The 22583-nt window shown below is 53.7% G+C and carries 18 protein-coding genes; 5 read left to right on the plus strand and 13 right to left on the minus strand.

Annotation, left to right across the window (positions count from 1 at the left end; translation table 11 throughout):
- The first annotated feature begins 56 nt into the window (after window positions 1–56).
- Window positions 57–1289 carry an MFS transporter gene (locus ACCW76_RS00930; RefSeq protein WP_436337488.1) on the plus strand — a complete coding sequence of 411 codons (1233 nt, stop codon included), beginning with the start codon at window positions 57–59 and terminating at the stop codon, window positions 1287–1289.
- Between the two features lie 35 nt (window positions 1290–1324).
- Here ACCW76_RS00930 and ACCW76_RS00935 read toward each other — a convergent pair whose 3' ends face one another.
- From ACCW76_RS00935 to ACCW76_RS00960, 6 genes are all read right to left on the minus strand, one after another.
- On the minus strand, window positions 1325–2356 hold the full coding sequence (locus ACCW76_RS00935; protein ID WP_436337489.1) for an ABC transporter permease: 1032 nt from the start codon (window positions 2354–2356) through the stop codon (window positions 1325–1327).
- Window positions 2357–2382: 26 nt separating this feature from the next.
- Window positions 2383–3924 carry a sugar ABC transporter ATP-binding protein gene (locus ACCW76_RS00940; protein ID WP_436337490.1) on the minus strand — a complete coding sequence of 514 codons (1542 nt, stop codon included), beginning with the start codon at window positions 3922–3924 and terminating at the stop codon, window positions 2383–2385.
- A 13-nt stretch (window positions 3925–3937) separates the two neighbouring features.
- Entirely contained in the window at window positions 3938–4873 is a 936-nt protein-coding gene (locus ACCW76_RS00945) for a sugar ABC transporter substrate-binding protein (protein ID WP_436337491.1), read from the minus strand.
- Between the two features lie 69 nt (window positions 4874–4942).
- Window positions 4943–5908: a sugar phosphate isomerase/epimerase family protein gene (locus ACCW76_RS00950; protein ID WP_436337492.1), complete on the minus strand. Its 966-nt coding sequence runs from the start codon at window positions 5906–5908 to the stop codon at window positions 4943–4945.
- Window positions 5905–7089, minus strand: coding sequence for a Gfo/Idh/MocA family protein (locus ACCW76_RS00955; protein ID WP_436337493.1), 1185 nt, complete (start codon window positions 7087–7089; stop codon window positions 5905–5907). The genes ACCW76_RS00950 and ACCW76_RS00955 overlap by 4 nt, the downstream gene beginning before the upstream one ends.
- Complete coding sequence (locus ACCW76_RS00960) at window positions 7086–8093, minus strand: Gfo/Idh/MocA family protein (RefSeq protein WP_436337494.1); 1008 nt, start codon at window positions 8091–8093, stop codon at window positions 7086–7088. The genes ACCW76_RS00955 and ACCW76_RS00960 overlap by 4 nt, the downstream gene beginning before the upstream one ends.
- A 297-nt stretch (window positions 8094–8390) precedes the next feature.
- On the opposite strand from ACCW76_RS00960, the gene ACCW76_RS00965 reads away from it, so the two are divergent.
- Window positions 8391–9413: a LacI family DNA-binding transcriptional regulator gene (locus tag ACCW76_RS00965; RefSeq protein WP_436337495.1), complete on the plus strand. Its 1023-nt coding sequence runs from the start codon at window positions 8391–8393 to the stop codon at window positions 9411–9413.
- A 12-nt stretch (window positions 9414–9425) separates the two neighbouring features.
- Here the strand turns inward: ACCW76_RS00965 and ACCW76_RS00970 are convergent, their stop codons facing one another.
- From ACCW76_RS00970 to ACCW76_RS00990, 5 genes are all read right to left on the minus strand, one after another.
- Window positions 9426–10433: a LacI family DNA-binding transcriptional regulator gene (locus ACCW76_RS00970; protein WP_436337496.1), complete on the minus strand. Its 1008-nt coding sequence runs from the start codon at window positions 10431–10433 to the stop codon at window positions 9426–9428.
- Window positions 10434–10540: 107 nt separating this feature from the next.
- Entirely contained in the window at window positions 10541–11977 is a 1437-nt protein-coding gene (locus tag ACCW76_RS00975; RefSeq protein WP_436337497.1) for a c-type cytochrome, read from the minus strand.
- A gap of 1 nt (window position 11978) precedes the next feature.
- Window positions 11979–13565 carry a GMC family oxidoreductase gene (locus tag ACCW76_RS00980; RefSeq protein ID WP_436337498.1) on the minus strand — a complete coding sequence of 529 codons (1587 nt, stop codon included), beginning with the start codon at window positions 13563–13565 and terminating at the stop codon, window positions 11979–11981.
- A gap of 44 nt (window positions 13566–13609) precedes the next feature.
- Entirely contained in the window at window positions 13610–14179 is a 570-nt protein-coding gene (locus ACCW76_RS00985) for a sugar dehydrogenase complex small subunit (RefSeq protein WP_436337499.1), read from the minus strand.
- A gap of 265 nt (window positions 14180–14444) precedes the next feature.
- Entirely contained in the window at window positions 14445–15539 is a 1095-nt protein-coding gene (locus ACCW76_RS00990; RefSeq protein ID WP_436337500.1) for an NADH:flavin oxidoreductase, read from the minus strand.
- A gap of 103 nt (window positions 15540–15642) precedes the next feature.
- Here ACCW76_RS00990 and ACCW76_RS00995 point away from each other — a divergent pair, with 103 nt between their 5' ends.
- Together ACCW76_RS00995 and ACCW76_RS01000 are read left to right on the plus strand one after the other, a co-directional pair.
- On the plus strand, window positions 15643–16524 hold the full coding sequence (locus ACCW76_RS00995) for a LysR family transcriptional regulator (protein ID WP_436337501.1): 882 nt from the start codon (window positions 15643–15645) through the stop codon (window positions 16522–16524).
- A gap of 71 nt (window positions 16525–16595) precedes the next feature.
- A complete protein-coding gene (locus ACCW76_RS01000; protein WP_084935784.1) occupies window positions 16596–17141 on the plus strand; it encodes an NUDIX domain-containing protein in 546 nt (181 codons plus the stop codon).
- A gap of 171 nt (window positions 17142–17312) precedes the next feature.
- Here ACCW76_RS01000 and ACCW76_RS01005 read toward each other — a convergent pair whose 3' ends face one another.
- Together ACCW76_RS01005 and ACCW76_RS01010 are read right to left on the minus strand one after the other, a co-directional pair.
- Window positions 17313–19706, minus strand: a complete 2394-nt coding sequence (locus ACCW76_RS01005) for a TIM-barrel domain-containing protein (protein ID WP_436337502.1) — start codon at window positions 19704–19706, stop codon at window positions 17313–17315.
- A gap of 15 nt (window positions 19707–19721) precedes the next feature.
- On the minus strand, window positions 19722–21023 hold the full coding sequence (locus ACCW76_RS01010; protein ID WP_436337503.1) for an MFS transporter: 1302 nt from the start codon (window positions 21021–21023) through the stop codon (window positions 19722–19724).
- 373 nt (window positions 21024–21396) lie between these two features.
- Between ACCW76_RS01010 and uxuA the strand changes: the two genes are divergently transcribed.
- A complete protein-coding gene (gene uxuA / locus ACCW76_RS01015; RefSeq protein ID WP_436337504.1) occupies window positions 21397–22575 on the plus strand; it encodes a mannonate dehydratase in 1179 nt (392 codons plus the stop codon).
- Window positions 22576–22583: the final 8 nt, after the last annotated feature.

A 22583-nucleotide genomic window follows, 5' to 3' on the forward strand; every position in this document is an offset into this window, starting at 1 on the left:
GACAGATGATAGTTGGCGCGGTAGCGTTGTGCAATCTTCGTTACCCTGGAATCACCATGAGTCGCTCGTTAGAAAATGCTCTGCCTGTGTCATCCCCTGCAACGTTCAGCATCGCGCGCGGTAGCAGTGAGTATCGTCGTGCAGGCATTGCTTTTTTCATGCTCGGACTGGCCAGTTTTTCACTGATCTATTGTGTACAGCCACTGCTACCCGCTTTCACTCACGCGTTTAATGTCACGCCGGCGCAAAGTTCTCTCGCCCTGTCGCTCACCACCGGTTTGCTGGCGGTGTCTATCTTGCTGGCAGGGGCATTTTCTCAGGCTGTAGGACGTCGTGGATTGATGTTCACCTCAATGGCGCTGGCATCGATCTGCAATTTCATTGCGGCGGTGTTACCCAATTGGCATCTGCTGTTGGTCGCCCGTGCGGTAGAAGGCGTGGTGCTGGGCGGCGTCCCAGCCGTCGCCATGGCCTGGTTGGCGGAGGAAATCGATAAAAAAGATCTCGGCAAAACCATGGGATTGTACGTCGGCGGCACCGCATTTGGCGCGATGGTTGGACGCGTCGGCATGGGATTGCTGAGTGAATTCACCTCATGGCGCATCGCCATGGGCGTATTGGGTGTGCTCGGCTTAGCGGCAGCGATAGCATTTGTACTGTTATTGCCTGAATCGCGTAATTTCGAACGCAAACCGGGACTCAATCTCCACTTCCATTTCAGAGCCTGGTTTAGTCACCTCGGCAATAAGGGATTGATTCGCTTGTATGCCACCGGATTCTTCCTGACCAGCGTGTTTGTCACACTGTTTAACTACGCCACTTTCCGCCTCTCTGACGCGCCGTTTAACTTTAGCCAGACACAGGTAAGCCTGATTTTCTGTGCCTACGCGATTGGTATTGTCTCCTCCTCATTGTCGGGGAGTCTGGCCGATCGGTTCGGTCGTAAGCCATTGCTGATTGCCGGTTTTCTGTTGTTGCTAGCCGGTATTTTACTGACGGTGCCAGATAACCTGCTGTGCTTGATTGGTGGCATTATCCTGATTACCAGCGGTTTCTTTGTCGCGCACGCTGCGGCGAGCGGTTCCGTCGGCCCGTTAGCCGGTAATAATCGCGGCCATGCTTCATCACTGTATCTGTTGTTCTACTATATGGGATCCAGCATTACGGGCTCGTTTGGCGGTTGGTTCTGGCTGCACGGTGGCTGGAATGCCGTGGTAGGCCTGACGGTCGTCATGGCGCTGGCCGGCCTGGCATTGAGCGGATTGTCGCGGCAGAAGCATTCTGCATAAAACCTCAGGGGCGCATGCTGTGCGCCCCTTTATCTCTACCCTTTCTTCTTCACCCGGCGTGACTGACGGAACTGATCGACAATCACCGCCAGCACAATAATGGTGCCTTTGATGATGTCCTGGTAGTAGGCGTCAACGCGCAGGAAGGTGAACCCTGACATCATAACCCCGAGGATCAACGCCCCGATAACCGTACCGAGAATACGGCCGCGTCCACCGGAAAGGGATACCCCGCCAATCACTGCGGCGGCGATCGCATCCAGTTCATACATCATCCCCATTCCCGCCTGTGCGGTCTTGATGCGCGCAATCGCGACCATCGCCGCGAGGCCCGCTAACAGACCGGCAATCACGTAGATTTTGATCAGATGGCGTTCAATGTTGATCCCTGACGCACGTGCCGCAGGCAAATTCGCACCAATCGCATAGGTAAATTTACCAAAGCGGGTATAACGCATCACCAGATGGAACAGCAGCGCGACCACAAGGAATATCGCCACCGGTGCCCAGCGTCCCAGGCCGTTACCTAACCATGCGAAGCCATCAGTAAAGCCCGATACCGGGCTACCCTCGGTAAACCAGTTAGCGACACCACGTGCCGCCACCATCATGCCCAGGGTGGCGATAAAGGGTGGGATCTTGGTCAGGCTGATCAGTAGACCGTTCACCAGCCCTGCTAGCGCACCAATTAACAACCCTACGCCAAGTGGCACAAAGAAAGGCAGGTCGGTCAGGCCAGGATAGAACACTTTCGGCCAGAGCGAACTTTGCGCAAAAGTAGCCGCAATCATCGCGCTCATCGCCACCACTGAGCCGGAGGACAAATCAATGCCTCCGGTGATGATCACCAGCGTAACCCCCACAGCGATGATGCCAATGACGGCCACCTGGAGAATGATGATTTGCAGGCGGTGCAGGTTGAACAGGAAGCTTTGCCCTACCACGATCCAGCCCGCGATTTCGAACAGCGCCGCGATACCGAGAAACACCAGGAAGATGTTTACCTCCGTGGGCAAGCGTTTTTTCCGCCGCGCAGGCACGGGCTGCAGGTTATCCGTTGTCGACATAGTCATATTTTCCTCAACTCGATGCGTTAATGAGCCGCCAGACTCATGATGGAGGTTTGATCGGCGCTCGCCGCCGCCACAATGCCGGTGACTTTGCCTTCATGCATCACCACGATGCGGTCGCTCATGCCGAGCACTTCAGGCAGTTCCGATGAGATCAAAATGATGGCAACCCCTTGGCGGGCCAGTTCGACAATCAACCGATGAATTTCCGCCTTGGCACCGACATCTATGCCGCGCGTGGGCTCATCCAGGATCAGGATGCGCGGTTTAGTCAGCAGCCAGCGACAGATCAGCACCTTCTGCTGGTTACCACCGGACAGGTTTTCGATGCATTCGTGCATGTTGGGCGTTTTTACCCGCAACTTCTGGCAAATATCGTGGCAATCCGCTTCCAGCGATGCTTCATCGACGATGCCGTTGCGGCAGTAGTTTTCATGAATGGCGGCGATCTGCATGTTTTCCTGAATATCCAGCGGCAGGAAACAACCGGTCTCCTTACGATCCTCCGTCAGCATCGCCATACCGTGATGAATGGCCTTGTAGGCCGATGACATCACCAGCTTACTCCCGGCCAGTTCAATGCTGCCCGCCGTGGCCGGGGTCACGCCAAATAGCGTTTCCGCGACGTTGGAACGCCCGGACCCTACCAGCCCGGCAAAACCGAGAATCTCCCCGGCACGCAGTTCAAACGACACATCGCTGAACACCCCTGCCAGCCCCAATCCCTCAACTTTTAACGCCACATCACCGATCGGCACCGCCTCTTTGGGGAACATCTGGGTGATTTCACGTCCGACCATCATCTTGATGATCTGGTCGCGTGAGACGTCGCTGGCGGCATGGGTGCCGACAAACTTACCATCGCGAAACACGGTAAATTCGTCAGCAATTTCATACAGTTCATTCATTTTGTGCGTGATGTAGACGATGCCAATGCCACTGTCGCGCAAATCACGGATGATGTTGAACAGATGTGCCACTTCGGTTTCGGTAATCGATGAAGTGGATTCATCCATGATCAGCACATCAGCCTCCAGCGACACCGCTTTGGCAATCTCTACCATCTGCCGGCTGGCCATCGACAGCTCGGCAATCAAGGCGTCAGGATCAAGATCCAACTTGAGCCGGGTCAGCAAGGCTTCGGTCTGTTGATACATGGCAGCATGGTCGATCAGGCCGAAACGGTTGCGCGGCTCGCGCCGTATCCAGATGTTTTCGGCCACCGTCATTGAGTTCATCAACAGCAGTTCCTGATGAATCATCGCGATACCCGCCTGTTGCGCAGCCAGTGGGCTAGCGAGCGTCACGGATTCTCCCCGCAACCGAATTTCGCCGCTATCCGGTTGATACAGGCCGGAGATGATCTTCATGAGTGTCGATTTTCCGGCGCCGTTCTCCCCCATCAGGGCATGGACCGAACCCGGTTTGATCTTCAGCGAGACATCATCCAGCGCCACCACTCCGGGAAAGGCTTTGCGTACCTTTTCCACTTCCAGCACATAATCCCAGCGTGCAGCATCTTGCGGCGCGCCGCGTGGGCGCACCGGTGTCAGTTGGCTTGTCATGGGTCTCTCCCGCTTATTTCATGAACTGATTCATGTTGGCTGGCGTAACCAGCTGATAGGGGATCAGCACGCGCTTATCGACTTTTTCTCCCTTCACCAATTTCATGGCGGTGACCAAAGCTTCGCGGCCCTGAGCATTGGCGTCCTGGAACACCGTGACATCGAGATCGCCCGCCTTCATGGCGTTCAGTGCATCGACAGTGGCGTCAATGCCCGCCACCACTACAGTTTTCATGTCGCGATTCGATGCTTTTAACGCCTGGATTGCACCCAACGCCATTTCGTCGTTGTTCGCCACCACGGCATCAAATTTGAGGTTGGTAGAGAGCCAGTTGGTCATCAGGTTGTTGCCGCCGGTGCGCGTCCATTTCGCCACCTGTTTATCCACCACCTTGATGCCATCGCACGGCGCCTTTTTGAACACATCTTCCACCGCTTGCGTGCGCAGGACTGCCGACTGTTGCGCTAAATCACCTTGCATAATCAACACGTTGCCTTTGCCATTTAGCAAACGACACACTTCTTTGGCTTGCAGCGTGCCTCCTTCGATTTCGCTGGAGCCGACAAACGCCTGATTATCGGGCAGCGTGGCGATATTGGCCGGTTCGCGGTTGACGTAAACCAAAGGGATATCCGCATCTTTGGCTTCATCAGTCACAGATTGCACCGCCGTGCTGTCTACCGGGTTAACAATGATGGCTTGCAAGCTGGAAGCGGTGAAATTTTGGATCTGGTTAAGCTGGGTGCCGACTTCGTTTTTACCATCTTCCATCTGTACCGCTGCGCCCTCTTTCTTCGCTTCTTCAGCTATGGCGCTGCGCAGAATGGTCAGCCAGTTATCGTCAAACGCCGACATCGCTACGCCAATTTGCGGCGTTGCCGCATGCAAAGAGGCGGAGAGGGGCAACATGCACAGCAGGGTAAGCAATTTTTTTGTAGGTTTACGCATGATGTTCTCTTCTTTCGTCAGATTATTATTGGGCTGCGACTGCAGCCCGCTGTTATTAACGGCAACGAATTACCCGATGTTGGGCAGCGTATAATCGGAGGGGGCGTCCGCCAGGCAGCGCTGCAACAGCGCCACTGACTTACGCATCCCCTCGTCACGCGACAACACCACATCTTCATGTTCAATACTCAGCACATCGTCATAGCCCACCTGGCGCAGGTGGTAGCAGAACTGTTTCCACCACTGCTCATCCTGACCGTAGCCCAGCGTGACATAGTTCCATGCGCGTTCCCGGTTATGGCTGGAGTGCAGGTTTTCCAGGCGGCTGGTGAGCGCGGCCTGGCGCGGATTGACCCAGGCGTCTTTGGCATGAACGTGATAGATGGCATCACCCAAATCGTGGATACAGGCCAGCGGATCGGCACCCATCCAGATCAGGTGGCTCGGATCGAAGTTAACGCCAACCGTTTCCCCGATCGCTTCACGTAATCGCCAGAAACTCGGCACGTTGTACACCAGTTGTCCCGCGTGGAACTCAATGCACAACCGTTCAACCTTGTGCTGCTGTGCCAGTTTGACGCGCTGTTTCCACCATGGAATGGCGATTTCATTCCACTGGTATTCGAGGATCTGCCCGCAAAATGGCGGCCAGGCGACGGTGATCCAGTTCGGCCATTGGTCGCCAGGGCCTCCCGGTAAGCCCGACATCATGACCACGCGCTCAATACCCAGCAGACCGGCCAGCTCCAGCGTGGCATCGGCACAAGCCTGGTGTTCTTTGCCACTTTCACCCGGATGTAGCGGGTTGCCACTGGCATTCAGCGCGGAAATCGTCAGACCGTGGTCGCGGACTTTGGCGAGAAAATTGCGACGAGTCTCAGCACTGCTGAGCAGCGCATTGAGATCCAGATGTGGCGCGGAGGACCAGTTACCGCAGCAAAATTCTACGTGGGTCAATCCCAGCTCCGCTGCGGCACGCAGCATTTCGTCCTGACTCAGATGACCAAGACTGTCGGTGACCATGCCGATTTTCATGGTTGTGCTCCTGCAAACTCACTGATAGAAACCGGGCGACGTTCGCGCGCGGCATGTTGTATCGCCTCCAGCACCAACGCCACCGCCAGACCATCGGCAAAATTGCCTTTGCTATAGGGGCGATTTTCCGCCACCGCTTGCATAAACTCGGCAATCATAAAGCCGAAGCCCTCGGCGTAGCCGATTGCCACACCGTCATGCGGCACGGGAATCAAATCACTTAGGTACGGGAAGGCGGGATTGTTGGCGCGTGTGACAAAGGCTCCGCTCTCTTTACTGGCGCGGGCGATCTGGAATTCACCGGGGCGTTCAGAATTAAACAACACGGTGCCTTTGCTGCCGGTTAAGGTGAATGACAGGGTATTGCCCATGCCAACCGTGACGCGGCTGGCGGAAAACAGCCCCTGACAACCGCTGTTAAAACGCAAGACACAGGAACTGATGTCATCCGTGTCCACGACTGCGCTTTGGTCACTCAACGTCACATGGCTATGCCCGGCATTGGCGGTGAGAGGCAGATAACGGTGTTTGATAAAGGTATCTTCCGTGGCACCGACGATCTCAAGAATGTCACCGCAGAGAAAACGCGCGATATCAATGGCGTGTGCGCCGATATCATGCAATGCCCCGCCTCCAGCACGGCTTTCGGTATAACGCCAGCTGTGCGGCAACAGAGGATCAGCGGCATATCCGGTTTGATACTGCACCAGCAGATGAGTTGGCGTGCCGATCTCACCCTGTTCAATCAACTGTTTGATCATCGAGATCGCTGGAATACGGCGATAGTTGAAGACACTCCCATTGATGCCTTTACTGCTTGCCGCCAGTTCGGTGAGCTCTTTGGCTTGTGCTGCGGTCAGCGCCAGCGGTTTTTCGCACAAAACATGTTTACCCGCGCGCAAGGCCGCCGCCGCCACTTCCGCATGCAGGAAATTAGGCAGCGCCACACTGACAATGTCGATATCCGGGTTGTTCAGTACTGCTTGCCAGTCACTGCTGGTGTGTGCAAAACCCCATACGCGTGATAACTCCTGGGCCGCATCTTCGCGGGCATCACATATTGTATGCAGGTTGAACTGATGGTCTGGCCCTGCCAAACGGGCCTGATGCGCCCGATAGCCCGAAGCGTGAGCGGCACCAATCATGCCCGCACCAATGATGGCAATGTTGTAAGTTTTCATTGCGCCACCTCCTGCCACTGACCGGAATCTGCTGAGGCAAACAGCGCATCCATCACGCGCATCTGGGCAATGGCGTCTTCAATACCAAATTCCAGTGCCTGCTCACCGCGCACAGCGCGAGCGAAGTTAGTGACTTCGCACTGATACTGTTCCACTTCAGGCAAGTGACGGGGCTGCGGTGCCGCATCGTCTAAACCGCTGTGGGAATCGATCCATAAGGTGGCGGGCGAACCTTTGCCGGGGACATAGGGGGCGGAGAGATCGAGCAGTGATTTTTCACATACCACCTGCACACGCTGTGAGGCGGCCATTTTCAGGCTGACGGTCAGCGTGACCTGCTGGCCATCACCAAAATCAAGGATGGCGTGGGTGGTCTCATCGGTGCCATTGAGCGGTGAACGCACCATTGAGCAGAACACGCGTTGCGGTTCGCGCCCTAAGAGATAACGTGCCGTCATCACGGTGTAACAGCCGAGATCAAACAGCGCGCCGCCACCCTTTTTCACATCAAAGCGGAAGTCCCCAGGATTATCGAGCATGAATGACAGCAGAATCTGCGCGGTTTGTAGTTTGCCGTGTTCACCACTGCGCAAATGCTGGCGCAGAATGTCAAACTGCGGGTGATGGCGCACCATAAAGGCTTCCGCCACCACCAGATTGGCCGGAATATCGCGCAGGCGCAGCGCTTCCTGCGCATTCAGCGCAATCGGTTTTTCACACAACACATGTTTGCCATGTGCCGCAGCAGCCAACACCATATCGATATGCTGATCGTTTGGCAGTGGCACATAAATAGCCTCAATTTCCGGGTCATTCAGCAATGCCTCGTAATCGCCGTAGGCTTTCTCGATGCCAAATTGTGCCGCTTTGGCCTGCGCCTTCTGCAGTGAGCGCGATGCGATGGCTTTGACTTCACAATTCTCACTCGCCAGCATAGCGGGAATGAGTTTGGCACAGGCGATATTGGCGGTACTGATAACTCCCCAGCGAAGCGGATTGGTCACTTTCTTAACTCCATGATTTGACATCATTTACCTCTCAGACCGAGTGCGATCACATGTTTAGTGTTATGACGATTGGTGACGAAAATGTGTCGCAATTGATCGCTTTCCTCGGTTTTCAAGTCAATCAAGAGAGCATAAATGATGTTAAAATAATGATGCTCATCACACATCATTTTGATGCATTAAAACTCAAATAAGCAATAAATTTGCATTATCAGACAGATAGCAAAGATTGATTTTTGCGTCATTACCGTTATGATGAGTCACAATGATTGAATGATGGGTTTTACATCAGAAATGAATGACAAATTGTATAAGCGTGGACCTACCGTTGCAGAGATCGCCACTTACACCGGCTATGGCACTGCCACGGTTGACCGTGTGATCAATGACCGACCAGGTGTACGCGAGAAAACGCGCCATAAGGTGATGGTCGCTATTCAGCAACTGCAAGGACGACATGAAAATAGTGCTATCCAGCCCGTAAAACGCATTACGTTTATTTGCGATGCGGGTTCAAGCTTTATCCGTTTAATTGAGAGTGAAATTAGAAAATATATTGCTGTCCATCATGAATATTCATTTACTTTCGACAGCATTCCTAACGTACAGGTGGATTCCGAGCGATTCAGTGCCCTTATTCAACAACGCGCTAAAACCAGCGACGGCATTATTTTGGTCTCTCGCGATGAAGTGAAAGTCAATCGCGCAGTACGCCATACGGTTGACCGTGGTGTACCTGTTATTTGCCTGACCACTGATCTGCCCAACTCCCGGCGAAATGCCTACGTTGGTCTTGATCCACTGAGCACCGGTGCGACCGCCGCCTGGCTCATGGGCCGCATGCTGCCCCGTATATCAGGTAAAATCTTGCTGCTGTTTAGCGCCAGCTATCGCACCCAGGAAGAGCGCGAAATCGGATTTCGTCGCGTGTTACGCGCTGAATTCCCACACCTGCATATTCTTGAGCGTATGAACGTAAACGATGAAGCGGAAAATGCCTGCCTGAGCGTTAAAAAATATCTCAGCGAACATGAACCGATGGCCGGTATTTATAATATGGCAGGCGGTAATCGCGGTGTCGCGCAAGCTCTAGCCGAATATGGCCTGAGTGGCAAAGTGTTATTTATCGGTCATGAATTGAGTCACTATACGCGAAAGTTACTGGAACAAGGGGAGATGGACATTGTGTTAGGACACGATGTGCAGCAAGAAATAGAACACTGCATCATGCTGATTGAGCGTTTTAGATCGGGCGACACCTGTAACGATATTAAAACCACGTTACAGGTGTTTAATAAAAATTCCTGGTTTAACTGACAGGGTAAATAATCAGAAACGCGAGTACTTGGTGTAAATCAGTGAGGGGAACCACGTCTTTTCGATGCGTTCACCCTGGCACAGCGCCTCAATGGTGGTGATGCACGCGTTGACTTCACGATCCATATCGTGGGCAAACAGAATGTCCATCTCCCCTTGTTCCAGCAATTTATGTGTATGTTCAGTGAGTTCGTGACCGACAAATAAGGTTTTTCCTGTCAATCCTGCTTCTTTAATGGCGCGGGCAATACCGCGATTGCCACCAGCCAGATTGTAAATACCCGCGACATCCGGATTGTGGGTCAGGAACTCTTTAATGATCTTGTAGGTGCCGTCCGACTCGTCATTGGAATCAATACGTTCAATAACATCAATCTGTGGGAATTCGGCACGCATCACCCGGCGGAAGCCCATTTCGCGCTCTTCCTGGGTGCGATACGTTGAGCTGGCGACAAACAGCACTTTGGCTTTTTCCTGCTTGATCATCCGCCCTATAAACAGCGCCGCATTCGCACCTACACTCACTTCATCCACGCCAATATAAGCAGCGGAATGAGGCATGTCAGAGGTCAGACACACCACCGGGACGTTTTTTAATCCGGCTTCACGCACTTCGCTGTTGATCAAAATATCTTCGCGCGAGACCAACACCACCCCATCGGCTGCATCAATGCGTGATTTGAGTAAATCGCAGAAGGACCGCTGATCGCGCTGGTAGTTAGGCACACTGTCGAAGGTAAAGGAGACGTGAGGATAGTGGTCTTTGACACGTGATAAGGCACCGCGAATGATCTCGATAAAGCTGCTACCTGCATCCACCACAAAAGCGATTTTCTTCTCAGCGACCAGCGGTGCTGACACCGGCGAACGCTGTGACATCGCCTGCTCAACGCGTAGCCTGGTGCTCTCTTTAACCCCCGGACGGTTATTCAGCACACGGTCGACAGTAGCCGTACTCAAGCCAGAAATTCTGGCGATATCCTGAATAGTGAGTTTTTTCCGCAGGTTATGATCGGTCATTGCGCGCATCCATGATTTTTACAAGGAGGTCATCATAGTGCAAAAGAAGAAAAAAATTAACCCGGCTTATGCCGGGTTAATTGATTGGGTTACATCAGATGAAGGCATCAACGCTGCTTGCGACGACGCTCAGTGATGAAAATCAGGATAATCAACAACACCGCGACACCGATCCCAATACCACTCCACGCTAGCGTTGCCGCGTTGCGAATCAGGAATGAGGAGCCACCGCCTGCCTGAATCTGCATCACGTCTTGCGCGGTGAGTTGCGGATCGCCCTTACCAAACTGGCCCATGACGTAATTGGTCACGGCAGCAATCTGCGCAGGCGTCAGCGAAGAGGTGATATGCTCAGCATCCGCGCTGAATGCGGGCATTGAGGCAATTTCCCCCTGACTTTCACGATGAATCCCCTGAGAGATGGCCATCACCACGTTGTTAGCCAGTTCAGCACCCACTGCGCTGTTGCGCGTCAGTGACGGAATACGCTGATCTGCCGTGCCCTCACCGCTCATCGTATGGCAAGCCGCGCAGGCGGAGCTGTACAGCGAAGCACCATCAACATTGCTCAGGTTGTCATGACGTTCCGGGGCCGCATTGTCTGGGATAGGAAATTCGAGCTTCTCCCATGAAGTCTCCGCTTTCGCTTTCTCAACCGCGTAGGACGGCGAAGATTGCTGCGGATTACGCACCGGCTTGACGGTTTTCAGGTAAGTGGCGATCGCATTCAGATCGTCATCACTCAGATGCTGGAAGCTGTTTTGCACCGCTTCCGCCATGCCGCCACCGGCTTGTGCTTTGCCTTCAACATGCCCGGTTTTGAGATACTGCACCAGTTCTTGATTGCTCCAGCCACCAATCCCGGAAATCGGGTCAGAAGTCAGATTAGGCGCATACCAGCCACCGACCACGGCTCCTTGCAGATACTTGCTGTTATCCACCGCCAGCATGTCATTACGCGGAGTATGACAACTGGTACAGTGGGCCAGCCCATCCACCAGATAATGACCGCGATTGACCTCCGCCGAGACATTGCTGTCGGGCTTGAACTGTTCGGTGTTCAGGAACAGGGCATTCCAGACGCGCATCACCCCCGGCAGATTGAACGGGAATTTTAGCTCTGTATGCTCGCCAGGATGCGCATCAACCGGAGCCACACCCTGCATGAAGTACACATACAGCGCATGCATGTCTTCATCGGTAATTTTGCTGTATTCGGTGTACGGCATCGCCGGATAGAGACGCGTACCATCCGGTGCTACGCCTTCACGCACGGCACGGTTGAAATCCGCTTCGCTGTAATGGCCAATCCCAAAATCTTTGGATGGCGTAATGTTGCTGGAGATGATGGTGCCCATCGGCATCGGGAATTCATATCCACCGGCATACGGCTTGCCACCGTGCTCAGCGGTATGGCATGCGATACAGTCACCCGCGCGTGAAAGATATTCACCGCGTTTGATCAGCATCTGATCATCAGCGTGAGCGCCAGTCAAGGTTGCGCCAAACAGCAGTGCACTGAGAAGAAGGTGAGTTTTACGCATCTCAAATCTCCCGCGCAATGATGTCAGCGGACCGAATCGCCAGCGCAATCGCCGTTAAGGTCGGATTCACCACGCCCGCCGCAGGGATGACCCCCACAGAGGCAATAAATAGATTCGGGTGGTCGTGCGTGCGGCAATCTTTATCCACCACCGAGTCTTTCGGATCGTTACCCATGATCATGGTGCCCATCAGATGGTCGTGGTTAACGAAGTCGGTGGTTTCGATGTAGGTGCCGTTCATATCGCGAACGATATTTTTGTACTGCTCCTTCGCGGCAGCAGCACCACGTTTGATGTAATCATCCACGTCGTAGTGCACTTTGAGCGTAGGAATACCCAGCGCATCTTTGTGTGTGGTGCTTGGCATCACGCGGTTATTGGGATCCGGTAAGGCTTCAAAGAACGTTGAAACCTCTGCCCAGCGTTCGCTGTAGTGGCGAATATTTTCATCCAACTCTTTACCCATCATGCCTTGCGACAGGAAGCGCTGAGTCAAGCCCAGTGTAGGGTTTAGGTTAGTGATGGTGTGTTTGATCGCCGAGTGCTCAGAGCGGAACGCCCCATCGCGCCAGTTAAAGATCCCCGTTTGCTGCACCGGTCCACGTCCCATCCACACTGGCTCATCCGTGAGGAAGTGCATGTTGATACCGGTGTGATCCATCAAGTTGCGACCCACTTGATCAGAGGAGTTCGCCACATCCGACAGCAACAGCAGTTTTGCACTTTCGAAGGAGTGTGCCGCAATCACAAAATATTTGGCTTGCAGGCGCACATCATCCCCGTGTGGCGTTTTGTAGTGAATCGCCACAATCTTACGGTCCGGCCCTTTTTCGATGTTATAGGCCACCGCTTCAGTGATCAGCTTGACGCCGTTACGCACCGATTTTTCAGCGTGAATGCTGCCGTTATACAGCGCACCAATCGGACAGACAGGCGCACAGTTGTTATTACCCTGACACGCCGGGCGACCATCATAAGGAACATGGGTACGAATATTCGGCTCGTGGACGAAGTTGTAGCCTTTCTTCTCCAGCTTGTTTTTGAAGTGAGTGGTGAGATAGAGCGGTGGCTCGGGATCCACCGGATAGGGTGCTGAACGCGGAGGAAATGCGCTGCCCCCCTGCCCACTTTGGTCTTCTGTGTCACTGCCAGAGACGCCTAACTCGATTTCGGCACGATGGTAGTACGGCTCTAACTCGCTGTACTCCAGCGGCCAGTCGCGGCCTACGCCATACATTGTTTTCAGCTTCATATCGTTTGGCAGATAACGCCAGGTCGCGCCACCCCAGTGCCAGGTGGTGCCGCCCACTAACTTCAACATTCCCGGCAGCATTTCAAAGGAGCCGGTGTTTTCAATGTAGTTTTTTGCGTAGGAGGTATTCGCCCACGGATTGTTAGGGAACGGATCGTTAAAATCGAATTTACGCGGTGAGTTACGGAAGTTTTCGATCAGCTTCCAGCGTTCCACTTTGGGACCCGCTTCCAGCATGATCACCGATTTACCTTGTTTGGCGAGCTCATTCGCCATGTTGCTGCCTACGGCACCGGAGCCGACGACAATCACATCTGCGTCAAATTGTTTTGCCACAATGACTTACCCTGGATGAATTTATAATGTGTAACGTGCAGCGCTTATTTCGGTACCGAGGTCCAGTAACCGGTACTCCAGCGCGAATAGGACGGAATGGGCGCGTACGCGTAGGTCTGTCGATACATCAACGCCTGGGTGTAGGTGACAAATTGGGTGTCATCCTCTGCATGACCCGGTCGCGCCGTGCCGGCATACCCGAGGTATAGGCTGGCAATGATGTTCATCGCGGTTTGCTTCACTTCACCGGTTAATTCCGGTGCAACTTTTAACGCTTCGATATTGGCGTATCGCCCTTTGTGAATCAGACCAGCCAGTTGCTGTGCCTTTTGCGCAAAAGTGTCATCCACATGGCTCAGTGCACTGTAGGCGCGCTGAGTCAGTGACGGTTCCAGGGTTTTCGCCGTGAGGAATTCACACAATTGATGGAAATCAGCACCATCATTGCTGGCGATGGTTGGCGTACTGGCAAAAGTGGAGAGGTTGGGCAGTAATGTCAGTGACATCATTCCTGCCCCGGAGTACATCAAAAAGTGGCGACGCGACAATACAGCCGCACCCGCCTGAGACTGACGCAATTGCGCGACAGCCGGCAGTGGTAGAAGCTTGCTCACAGTTAACCCCGACATCAAAACACATCAAATGATGCAAAATAGTTAATAAAACACGGCAATCATATACTCAATATTCATAAAATCAACAATCATAAAGCAGCAATAATCATCATTAAGCATAAAAATCACATCTTTTGATCAGGGAGTGAGGGTATTTGATTGGTTATAAGCAGAAGTGAGGGTGGTGCAGAAGTGGAAAGTGAGTTCGGTGCGCGGGGGGTGCGCACCGGTTTGCAGCAAAAAAACGGCCGTGTGGTGCGAACGGCTAGGCCAGTTCGCAGTTTTTTACATCAGCGGAAGGGGCCAGCAAGCTTTTATCAAACTCCTGCAAAGGTGCCGCATCGCGCACGCGCATCGGCCAGTCAGGATTGGCCAGCGCGCTTTTGCCCAGCGCCACAAAATCAGCCCCCTGCTCCAGTGCCTGTGAGGCACGATGGCAGTCTGACAGCGAGCCATTTGCCACAATGGTCAGACTGGGTGCCACCTCGCGAGCAAGCTGCACCAGCGAGCGTGCATTGTCAGTAAACGCGGGTTGCAGCGCGTCATATTCGGTGAGGTGCAGGTAATCAATGCCTGAATCCGCGAACAGACGAAATACCTGCTTTGCGCCCGCTTCCCCTTCCCGCCACTTATGGTGGAAATCATTCACTTTGCCCTGTGAAATACGCACACCTAAGGTGACATCCTGGCCAATGCGCTGGCGTACCGCTCGGATCACCGCCAGGGTCAGCGACAAGCGTGCTGTGATATCGCCGCCCCAGCGGTCGTGGCGCTGATTGGTGTAATCCGTGAAGAATTGATCGAGCAGATAGCCATTCGCACCATGAATTTCAATGCCATCAAATCCGGCTACACCAATCGCGCGCGCGGCAGTCTCGGCAAAACTGTCAATTGCCTGCTGAATCTGCTCCTCGCTCATTTCTGCCGGCAACGCATAGTCGCCATGACCATGGTAAAAGCCCAGCTGTTCTCCGCGCGGTTGCACGACTGAAGGTGCCAAGGTATCGCTTCGGTAAATATTGCCCTGGGAAATCGCGCCTGCATGCATCAATTGCGCGATAATTTTGCCGCCATGCTGATGCACAGCATCCGTAATGGCACGCCAGCCCGCGACCTGTCGGCTATTCACTAACCCGGCCTGGAACGCGTAAGTCTGTGACCAGGCTTCATCGATATACAATCCTTCCGTAATGATGGTGCCAAAACCGCCGCGAGCGAAACGGGTGTAATAGTGCTTCATACGGTCGCCTGGCACGCCATCCACCGTGGCAGAGATGCGTGTCATGGGCGCAACCATGATGCGATTCTTCAATGCGAGGCGATTTAACGTGCCGCTCTGAAATAAGTGTTTATCGGCCATTTTGCCTTGTGCTTCCTGATTATCGTCAGTGCGCAGTATAGTGTGTCGCATTAAGCGCAAAAATGGCCAAAGATGATACGTCTGTATAACGGAAATCGTTAAAATGAACTCCAAAGATATTGAGGTTTTCCTGATGGTGTCGCAAACCCGTAGCCTGACGCAGGCGGCACGGCGGCTAAATACCACACCGATGACGGTGTCACGGCGGCTGGCCTCGCTGGAGGAAGATCTCGGCGTGCGGCTGCTGCACCGCACCACCCGCGCTATCGCGCTAACGGTAGAAGGGGAAGAGTTTCTGCCTTACGCTAAATCACTGGCGGAAACCGAGCAGAGCGCACGCAATCTGTTTTCCCCACACCAGCAAGGTGCGACCGGGCAACTGCGTATTACGGCACCTTCAGGATTTGGCCGTCGCACCATCATCCCTTTGTTACCTGCTTTAATGGAGGCGAACCCCGAACTGCGCATTGAATTTCAGCTCAGTGATGATGTGACCGATCTGGTGGGATTGGGCTACGATGTCGCCATTCGCATTGCACCGCTGCGTGACTCCCGTCTGGTTGCTCATCGTCTTGCTGACAACCCACGTATGCTGTGCGCCTCCCCCGATTATCTGCAGCGCTTTGGTACGCCTCAGACATTGAATGATCTTCACAGGCATAACTGCCTGCGACTTTCCGGTGTGGTGCAGTGGAGCTTTATCATTGATGGACATATTTCCAGCCTGAGCGTGGAGGGGCGTTTTAGTGGCAGTAACGTAGAGGGTGTGCGTACACTCTGTGTGGCCGGCAGCGGCATTGCGCAGTTATCCGAGTGGGATATAAGGGAAGAACTGGCGGCAGGCACACTGGTTGCCATCGATCTACTCGATGCCCAACCACAGATGCTCGGTGTTTGGGCGCTGTTTCCCACCACGCGACAATTACCCGCACGCGTGACGGTATTTCTTAATGCGCTGAAGCAAGCAATGGAGAAAAACAGATAAATACCCTGTTCTCGCGCCGCTGTTATAGGCTTAAATCATTGATTCAATGATTCACTTCATGGAGGCCCATCTTGAAACCAGAAATTCACACCCTCGCATCGACAGAAATCTATCGCAATCGCTGGATGACGCTTAAAGAAGATAAAATTCAACGGGCGGATGGCAGTGAAGGCATCTACTCAGTGATTGAAAAGAACGATTTTGTGGTGATTCTTCCGGTAGAGCAGGACAGTATTTTCGTGGTGGAGCAGTACCGTTATCCCATCAGTGAACGCACCATTGAGCTTCCTCAGGGCAGTTGGGAACTCGACCCTGGCGCCACACCCGAAGCGCTGGCCGCTGGCGAGTTGCAAGAAGAGACCGGGTTAATTGCCGATCGCTGGCAGTATGTTGGCTATCAAAAACTGGCACAGGGATATTCAGCGCAGGGATACCACATCTACCTTGCCAGCGAGTTGCGTTATCAGGGACAAAACCTGGATGCGGAAGAAGTTGGGCTGACCGCGCGAAAAATGAAGATCAGCGAGTTTCTGCAACTGGTGTTGGCAGGGAAAGTCACCGATGCCACCTCCGTAACCGCGTTTTTGCTGGCGCGGGCGAAAGGGTTGATAGATTAATCCCGGTTAACTCAATGGCATGACGGGATTTCGGTCGCCATAAATGGCGCCCCTACCACGATGGCGTGGGGTTTTCATTGGATAGGGATTGATGTGCATCCTTGGATTGAGTCGTTCACGTCGTTTTGAAAGGTGCGCACTGATGCGCACCTTTATCGCGAATCCTGCCGCTTAGTGACTCACCGCGTCAGCCAACACCAGTTGCGCACCTGCCGCACTGACAGCAACGCCATCAATATACAACTGGCGCTGTTCTGCCGTCGGCAAGACAATCTGCAGCGTTTTCCAGGCTGGCTGGTAATCGCCTTTACGCTGGAAGCTAAGGTGAATCGCTTCGGCATCGCTACGCATTTCCCAGCTTAACCACAAGGCGTTGCCCTGCTGATAACCCCAGGACTCACCGTCATCTTCAAATACCAGACCTTTGCTCTCGCCTTTACCCTGTAATGGATAAAGTTGCAGCGTGCGACGGTCATCCGCTTGCGCATCCACATGACGCAAACGCTGACTGAGCGGCAATGCAGCGCCAGCTCGCACCAACATCGGCTGGGTTTCCAGTGGTGCTGGCAAGGTGATCCACTGACCGCCGCTATACCACTGCTGCGTTGCGAAGTCATACCAGCCAGTTTGGTTATCTGGCAGCCACAAACGGCGTTCACGTTGTCCTGCTTCCACCACGCTGGCCACCAGCAAATCGCGACCCAGCATAAACTCATCGCACTCAGCGAAGGTCTGTTTATCCTGTTCATGATCGAGGAACGTTGGGCGCAGCATCGGCTCATCATCAGCATGTGCTTGCCACAGCAAAGTATAGAGGTATGGCAGCAAGCGATAACGCAGTTCAATCGCAGCACGAATCGCAGGGGTGACTGTCGGATACATCCAGGGTTCATTCACCGTGTGATCGTCATTCCAGGAGTGAATGGTGAAACGCGGATGCATCACGCCGTTTTGCACCCAACGCACGAACAATTCTGCATCCGGCTTATCACCCGAGAACCCCCCCACGTCATGACCCACGTTGTACAGTCCCGACAAACTCATCCCCAGGCCCATGCGGATGTTGTAACGCAGTGACGTCCAGTTAGTACGGTTATCACCGCTCCAGGTTTGCACATAGCGTTGCATGCCGGCGCAGCCAGAACGCGAGATCAGGAAAGGACGCTTCTCTGGGGCAAAACGCTGCTGCGCTTCCATTGACGCACGCATCATCAGTAATGGCATCACCGGGCGAATATGCTTGATGGCGATGGGGGTGCCGAAACCGTGGCAGCGCGCTTCACCATCCCACACTTCATATTCGTTGTTGTCGTTCCAGGTCGAGTCAATGCCCTTCTCCAACAGTTGTTGGGTGACATTTTCCTGCCACCAGGCCACCGCCTGCGGATGAGTAAAATCGAGATGTGAACCTTCATCGTCCCAAAACACCGAGCGCTCTGGCGCATCCTGTTCCGAATCGCGGATAAACAAGCCTTGCGCCGCAACTTCTTCATAACGCGGATGGTCCTGCAATAAGCATGGCTTGATGTTGGCTGCCAGACGCAAACCAGCATCATGAAACGCCTGGCTCATCACTTCCGGCTGCGGCACTTTGTCGTAGTTCCAGTTAAATACATAGCGCTTGTTATTGATCGAGGTATAACCCGATGACAGCTGGAAAGAGTCACACGGAATGTCGTGCTCTTCACACAGGCGAATGAAGTTCATCAGCTGATTTTGCGCATCCGGTGCATCGGTGTAGTGCATGGTGGAACCGCTGTAGCCGAGGCTCCATTTCGGGCCAAACAGCGTTTTACCGGTCAGACGCACAAAGGCTTTGGTGACATCCAGTACTTTGCTGCCAACAAACAGGTAGTAATCAATGTCGCCGCTTTCCGCCTGCCAGCGGCGATAAGGCTGATGGTAGTTATCCAACTCGTTGCCGAGATCAAACCAGCTGCTGCTGAGGTTATCGTAGTAAAGACCGAAACTCACATCGCTGCGTCGCGTAATGGTAAAAGGTACATGTTTGTAAAGCGGATCGGTTGAAGAGGCGTTATAACCCATCGCATCAAGGTTACGCATTTCATAACGCTTGCCATTGCGCTGCAGGTCACCGGCTTTCTCGCCCAGGCCGTAATAGGCATCGTCATTCATACGACGCTGGTAGTGCGCCACGCCATCGCCGTGCGCATTGATAAGATAGGCGCTGGTTGGTCGGTCGCAGGTCAGCAGTTGCCAGGCGCCAGCGCTATCACGATGTTGCCACTCCAGCGCCAGCGGCTGATGGACAATCACGCGCAGCACATCGGTGGAGACCACCAGCGTATCGCCCTCTTCTTCCAGGGTGAATCCTGGCAGGGTAAAGCCTGCCAGACTGTCACGCGGACGCCCTTCCCACGGCACATCGCTCTCTGGCGCAATGCTCCAGGTGCGGTCCAGCGCATAGCCGCTTTGGCGTTTAATCGAGACACGGAACATGCCAGATTCCAGCACATACAGGTTCAGCGTGTATTTTCCATCGACGGTTAATGCAACATGGTGTTGATCAGAATGTGTGAGTGACCAATTCTTTAAGGTTTTCATTGTTACCTACTTTATTCAGGCGCGCTGGGCGCGACGTTCAGCAATAAATGCAATCAGGAAGACCGCGCCAATCAGGTCGAAGAAGCCCATGGCGACAAACAGCGGGTTAAAGCCAATCTTGTCGGCGGTGACGCCGATCACCAGTGAGAACAGGAAGCTGGAGATCCACGCGAAGGAACCGCGCATACCGTTCACCGTCGCCATTTGGCCTTTATCAAACTTTTCCACCACCAGCGCACTGAGCATGCAGGAGATGATCTGATGCCCAAAGCCACCAATCGAGATCAATGCGATGGCGACATACGGGTCTTTAGTCATCGCCACCAGCGCGAGGGAAAGCATCAGGAAAGCACCGGTGACCGAGCTGGCAACGACCGAATTAACCAGTCTGAAACCAAACAAACGGGTGTAGAGGCGCGTCAGATAGCCACTGGCCACACTGCCAAGGTCCGCAGCGAGGAAAGGCATCCAGGCAAACATGGCGATCTGCTTGAGATCCATACCGAGATCTTTCGCCAGATAGAGCGGCACCCAAAAACTCAGTACGCCCCACGCCGGTTCAGCCATAAAAGCGGGAATGGCGATACCGTAAAAACGTTTGTTTTTTGAGACGCTTTTCAGCGCTTTAAAGAAAGGTAATTTGACAGCGGGGGGTTCATTATCCTGACGGATGAATTCCAGTTCAGACGCCTGCAAATTCGGATGGCGCTCAGGATCACGATAGAACAACGCCCAAAGCACCACCCACGCCAGCGCCAGGCAACCGGTGAACAGGAAAGCGCCCTGCCAGCCGAAAGAGGCGTGCGCGAAGTAGATGATGGGCGGTGCCAGCATCGCGCCAATTGAGAAGCCCACACCCGCCCAACCCGCTGCAACCGGACGCTCTTTTTTCGGGAACCATTCGCCTAACACTTTGGCGTTGGCAGGCGTTGCCGCAGCTTCCGCGCCACCCATCACAAAGCGCAGAATGGCAAGATGCACCCAGCTAGCCGCTCCGGCATGGAACAGACAGGCAACCGCCCAGACCGAAGCACAAATCAGGAAGCCGACTTTGAGACCGATGACATCAATCAGCCAGCCGCAAATCGGTTGAAAGAAGGTATACGCCAGCTGAAATGCGCCGACGATCCATGAATATTGTTCAGTGGTGATGCCCAGGCTGGTTTTCAGCTCAGGTGCCAGAATGCCCAATGAGTTACGCGTGATGTAGTTGACGGTAACGCCCGCTAAGAACAACACCAATACCCACCAGCGCAAATTGCGGAAGGTGCGTTTGCTGCCAGCGGCAGCGATCCCTGGATTCAAACTGCGGTTCATCTGGTTCTCCAATCTTTATTAACATCATGAGCTTACAAATCCTGTGATGTTTGCGCGGGCATCGATAAACCGGAAATATCGCTGGCTGCCGCACAGGAATTGCTGCTTGTTGTTGAGGAGCGACTTCAGTGAGTCATCTCTAACCATCCGCCAGGAGTGAACCACAGATGCTGAATCTGGTCGCCAGTAAGATGCCGCATTTGTGATCTGGTTAACCAAAATGGCTAACCAGGTTGACATCCACTGTTAAAGAGTCGAATTTTAGGGCCTGAAAGCGCAATCCATGTCAAAAACAGTGCGCTAACCGATAAATAGGTCAACCAATATAAGAATCGTCTTGAGTTTCATCTCAGGGCCGAGAAGAGGTAACAACATGAAGCAGACCTGGCGCTGGTATGGCCCAAATGATCCCGTTTCTCTTGCCGATGCACGCCAGGCTGGCGCGACCGGCATCGTCACCGCCCTGCACCACATCCCTAACGGCGAAGTGTGGTCGGTGGACGAAATTATGCAGCGTAAAGCCATCGTGGAAGCCGCTGGGCTGGTGTGGTCAGTGGTGGAAAGCGTGCCGATTCACGAAGAGATCAAAACCGGCAGCGGTGAGTGTCAGAAGTGGATCAGTCATTATCAGCAGTCGCTGCGAAATCTGGCGCAATGCGGTATCAAAACAGTCTGCTACAACTTCATGCCGATCCTCGACTGGACACGTACGGACCTTGAATATCTGTTACCCGATGGCGCGAAAGCCCTGCGATTTGATCAGATCGAATTTGCCGTGTTTGAACTGCACATTTTGCAGCGTCCCGGTGCGGAGAAGGATTACAGCGCCACTGAAATAGCGCAGGCAGCTGAGCGTTTCGCCAGCATGAGCGAAGAGCATAAAACCCGCCTGACGCGCAATATCATCGCGGGTTTACCGGGTGCAGAAGAAGGTTACACGCTGGACCAGTTCCGTGCGCAATTAGCCCGTTATGACGGTATCGGCAAAGCTGAGTTACGTGAAAACTTCGCTACCTTCCTGCGCGCCATTATTCCGGTAGCAGAAGAAGCCGGTATTCGTATGGCTGTTCACCCGGATGATCCACCTCGTCCGATTCTTGGTTTACCGCGCATTGTCTCCCATGCAGAAGACTTACAGTGGATGATCGATACCGTACCCAGCCCGGCGAATGGGTTCACCATGTGCACCGGTTCTTATGGCGTGTTGGCGGAAAACGATCTCGCCGGCATGGTGAAACGTTTTGGTCCGCGTATCTACTTCGCGCACTTGCGGTCAACCAAACGCGAAGAGAATCCAAACACCTTCCACGAAGCGGCGCATTTGGGCGGCGATGTTGACATGTTCGCCGTCATTAAGGCGATTGCTGAAGAAGAACATCGCCGTAAAGCTGCCGGTCAGGAGGATTTGATTCCGATGCGCCCGGATCATGGTCACCAGATGCTCGACGACTTGAGAAAGAAAACCAACCCCGGCTATTCAGCGATTGGTCGCCTGAAAGGGTTGGCGGAAATTCGCGGTGTGGAGCTGGCGATCCATCGCGCTTATTTCTGAAAGCTTAG

It is taken from the genome of Pantoea sp. C8B4, from assembly GCF_051336905.1.
Lineage (GTDB): Bacteria > Pseudomonadota > Gammaproteobacteria > Enterobacterales > Enterobacteriaceae > Pantoea > Pantoea rwandensis_B.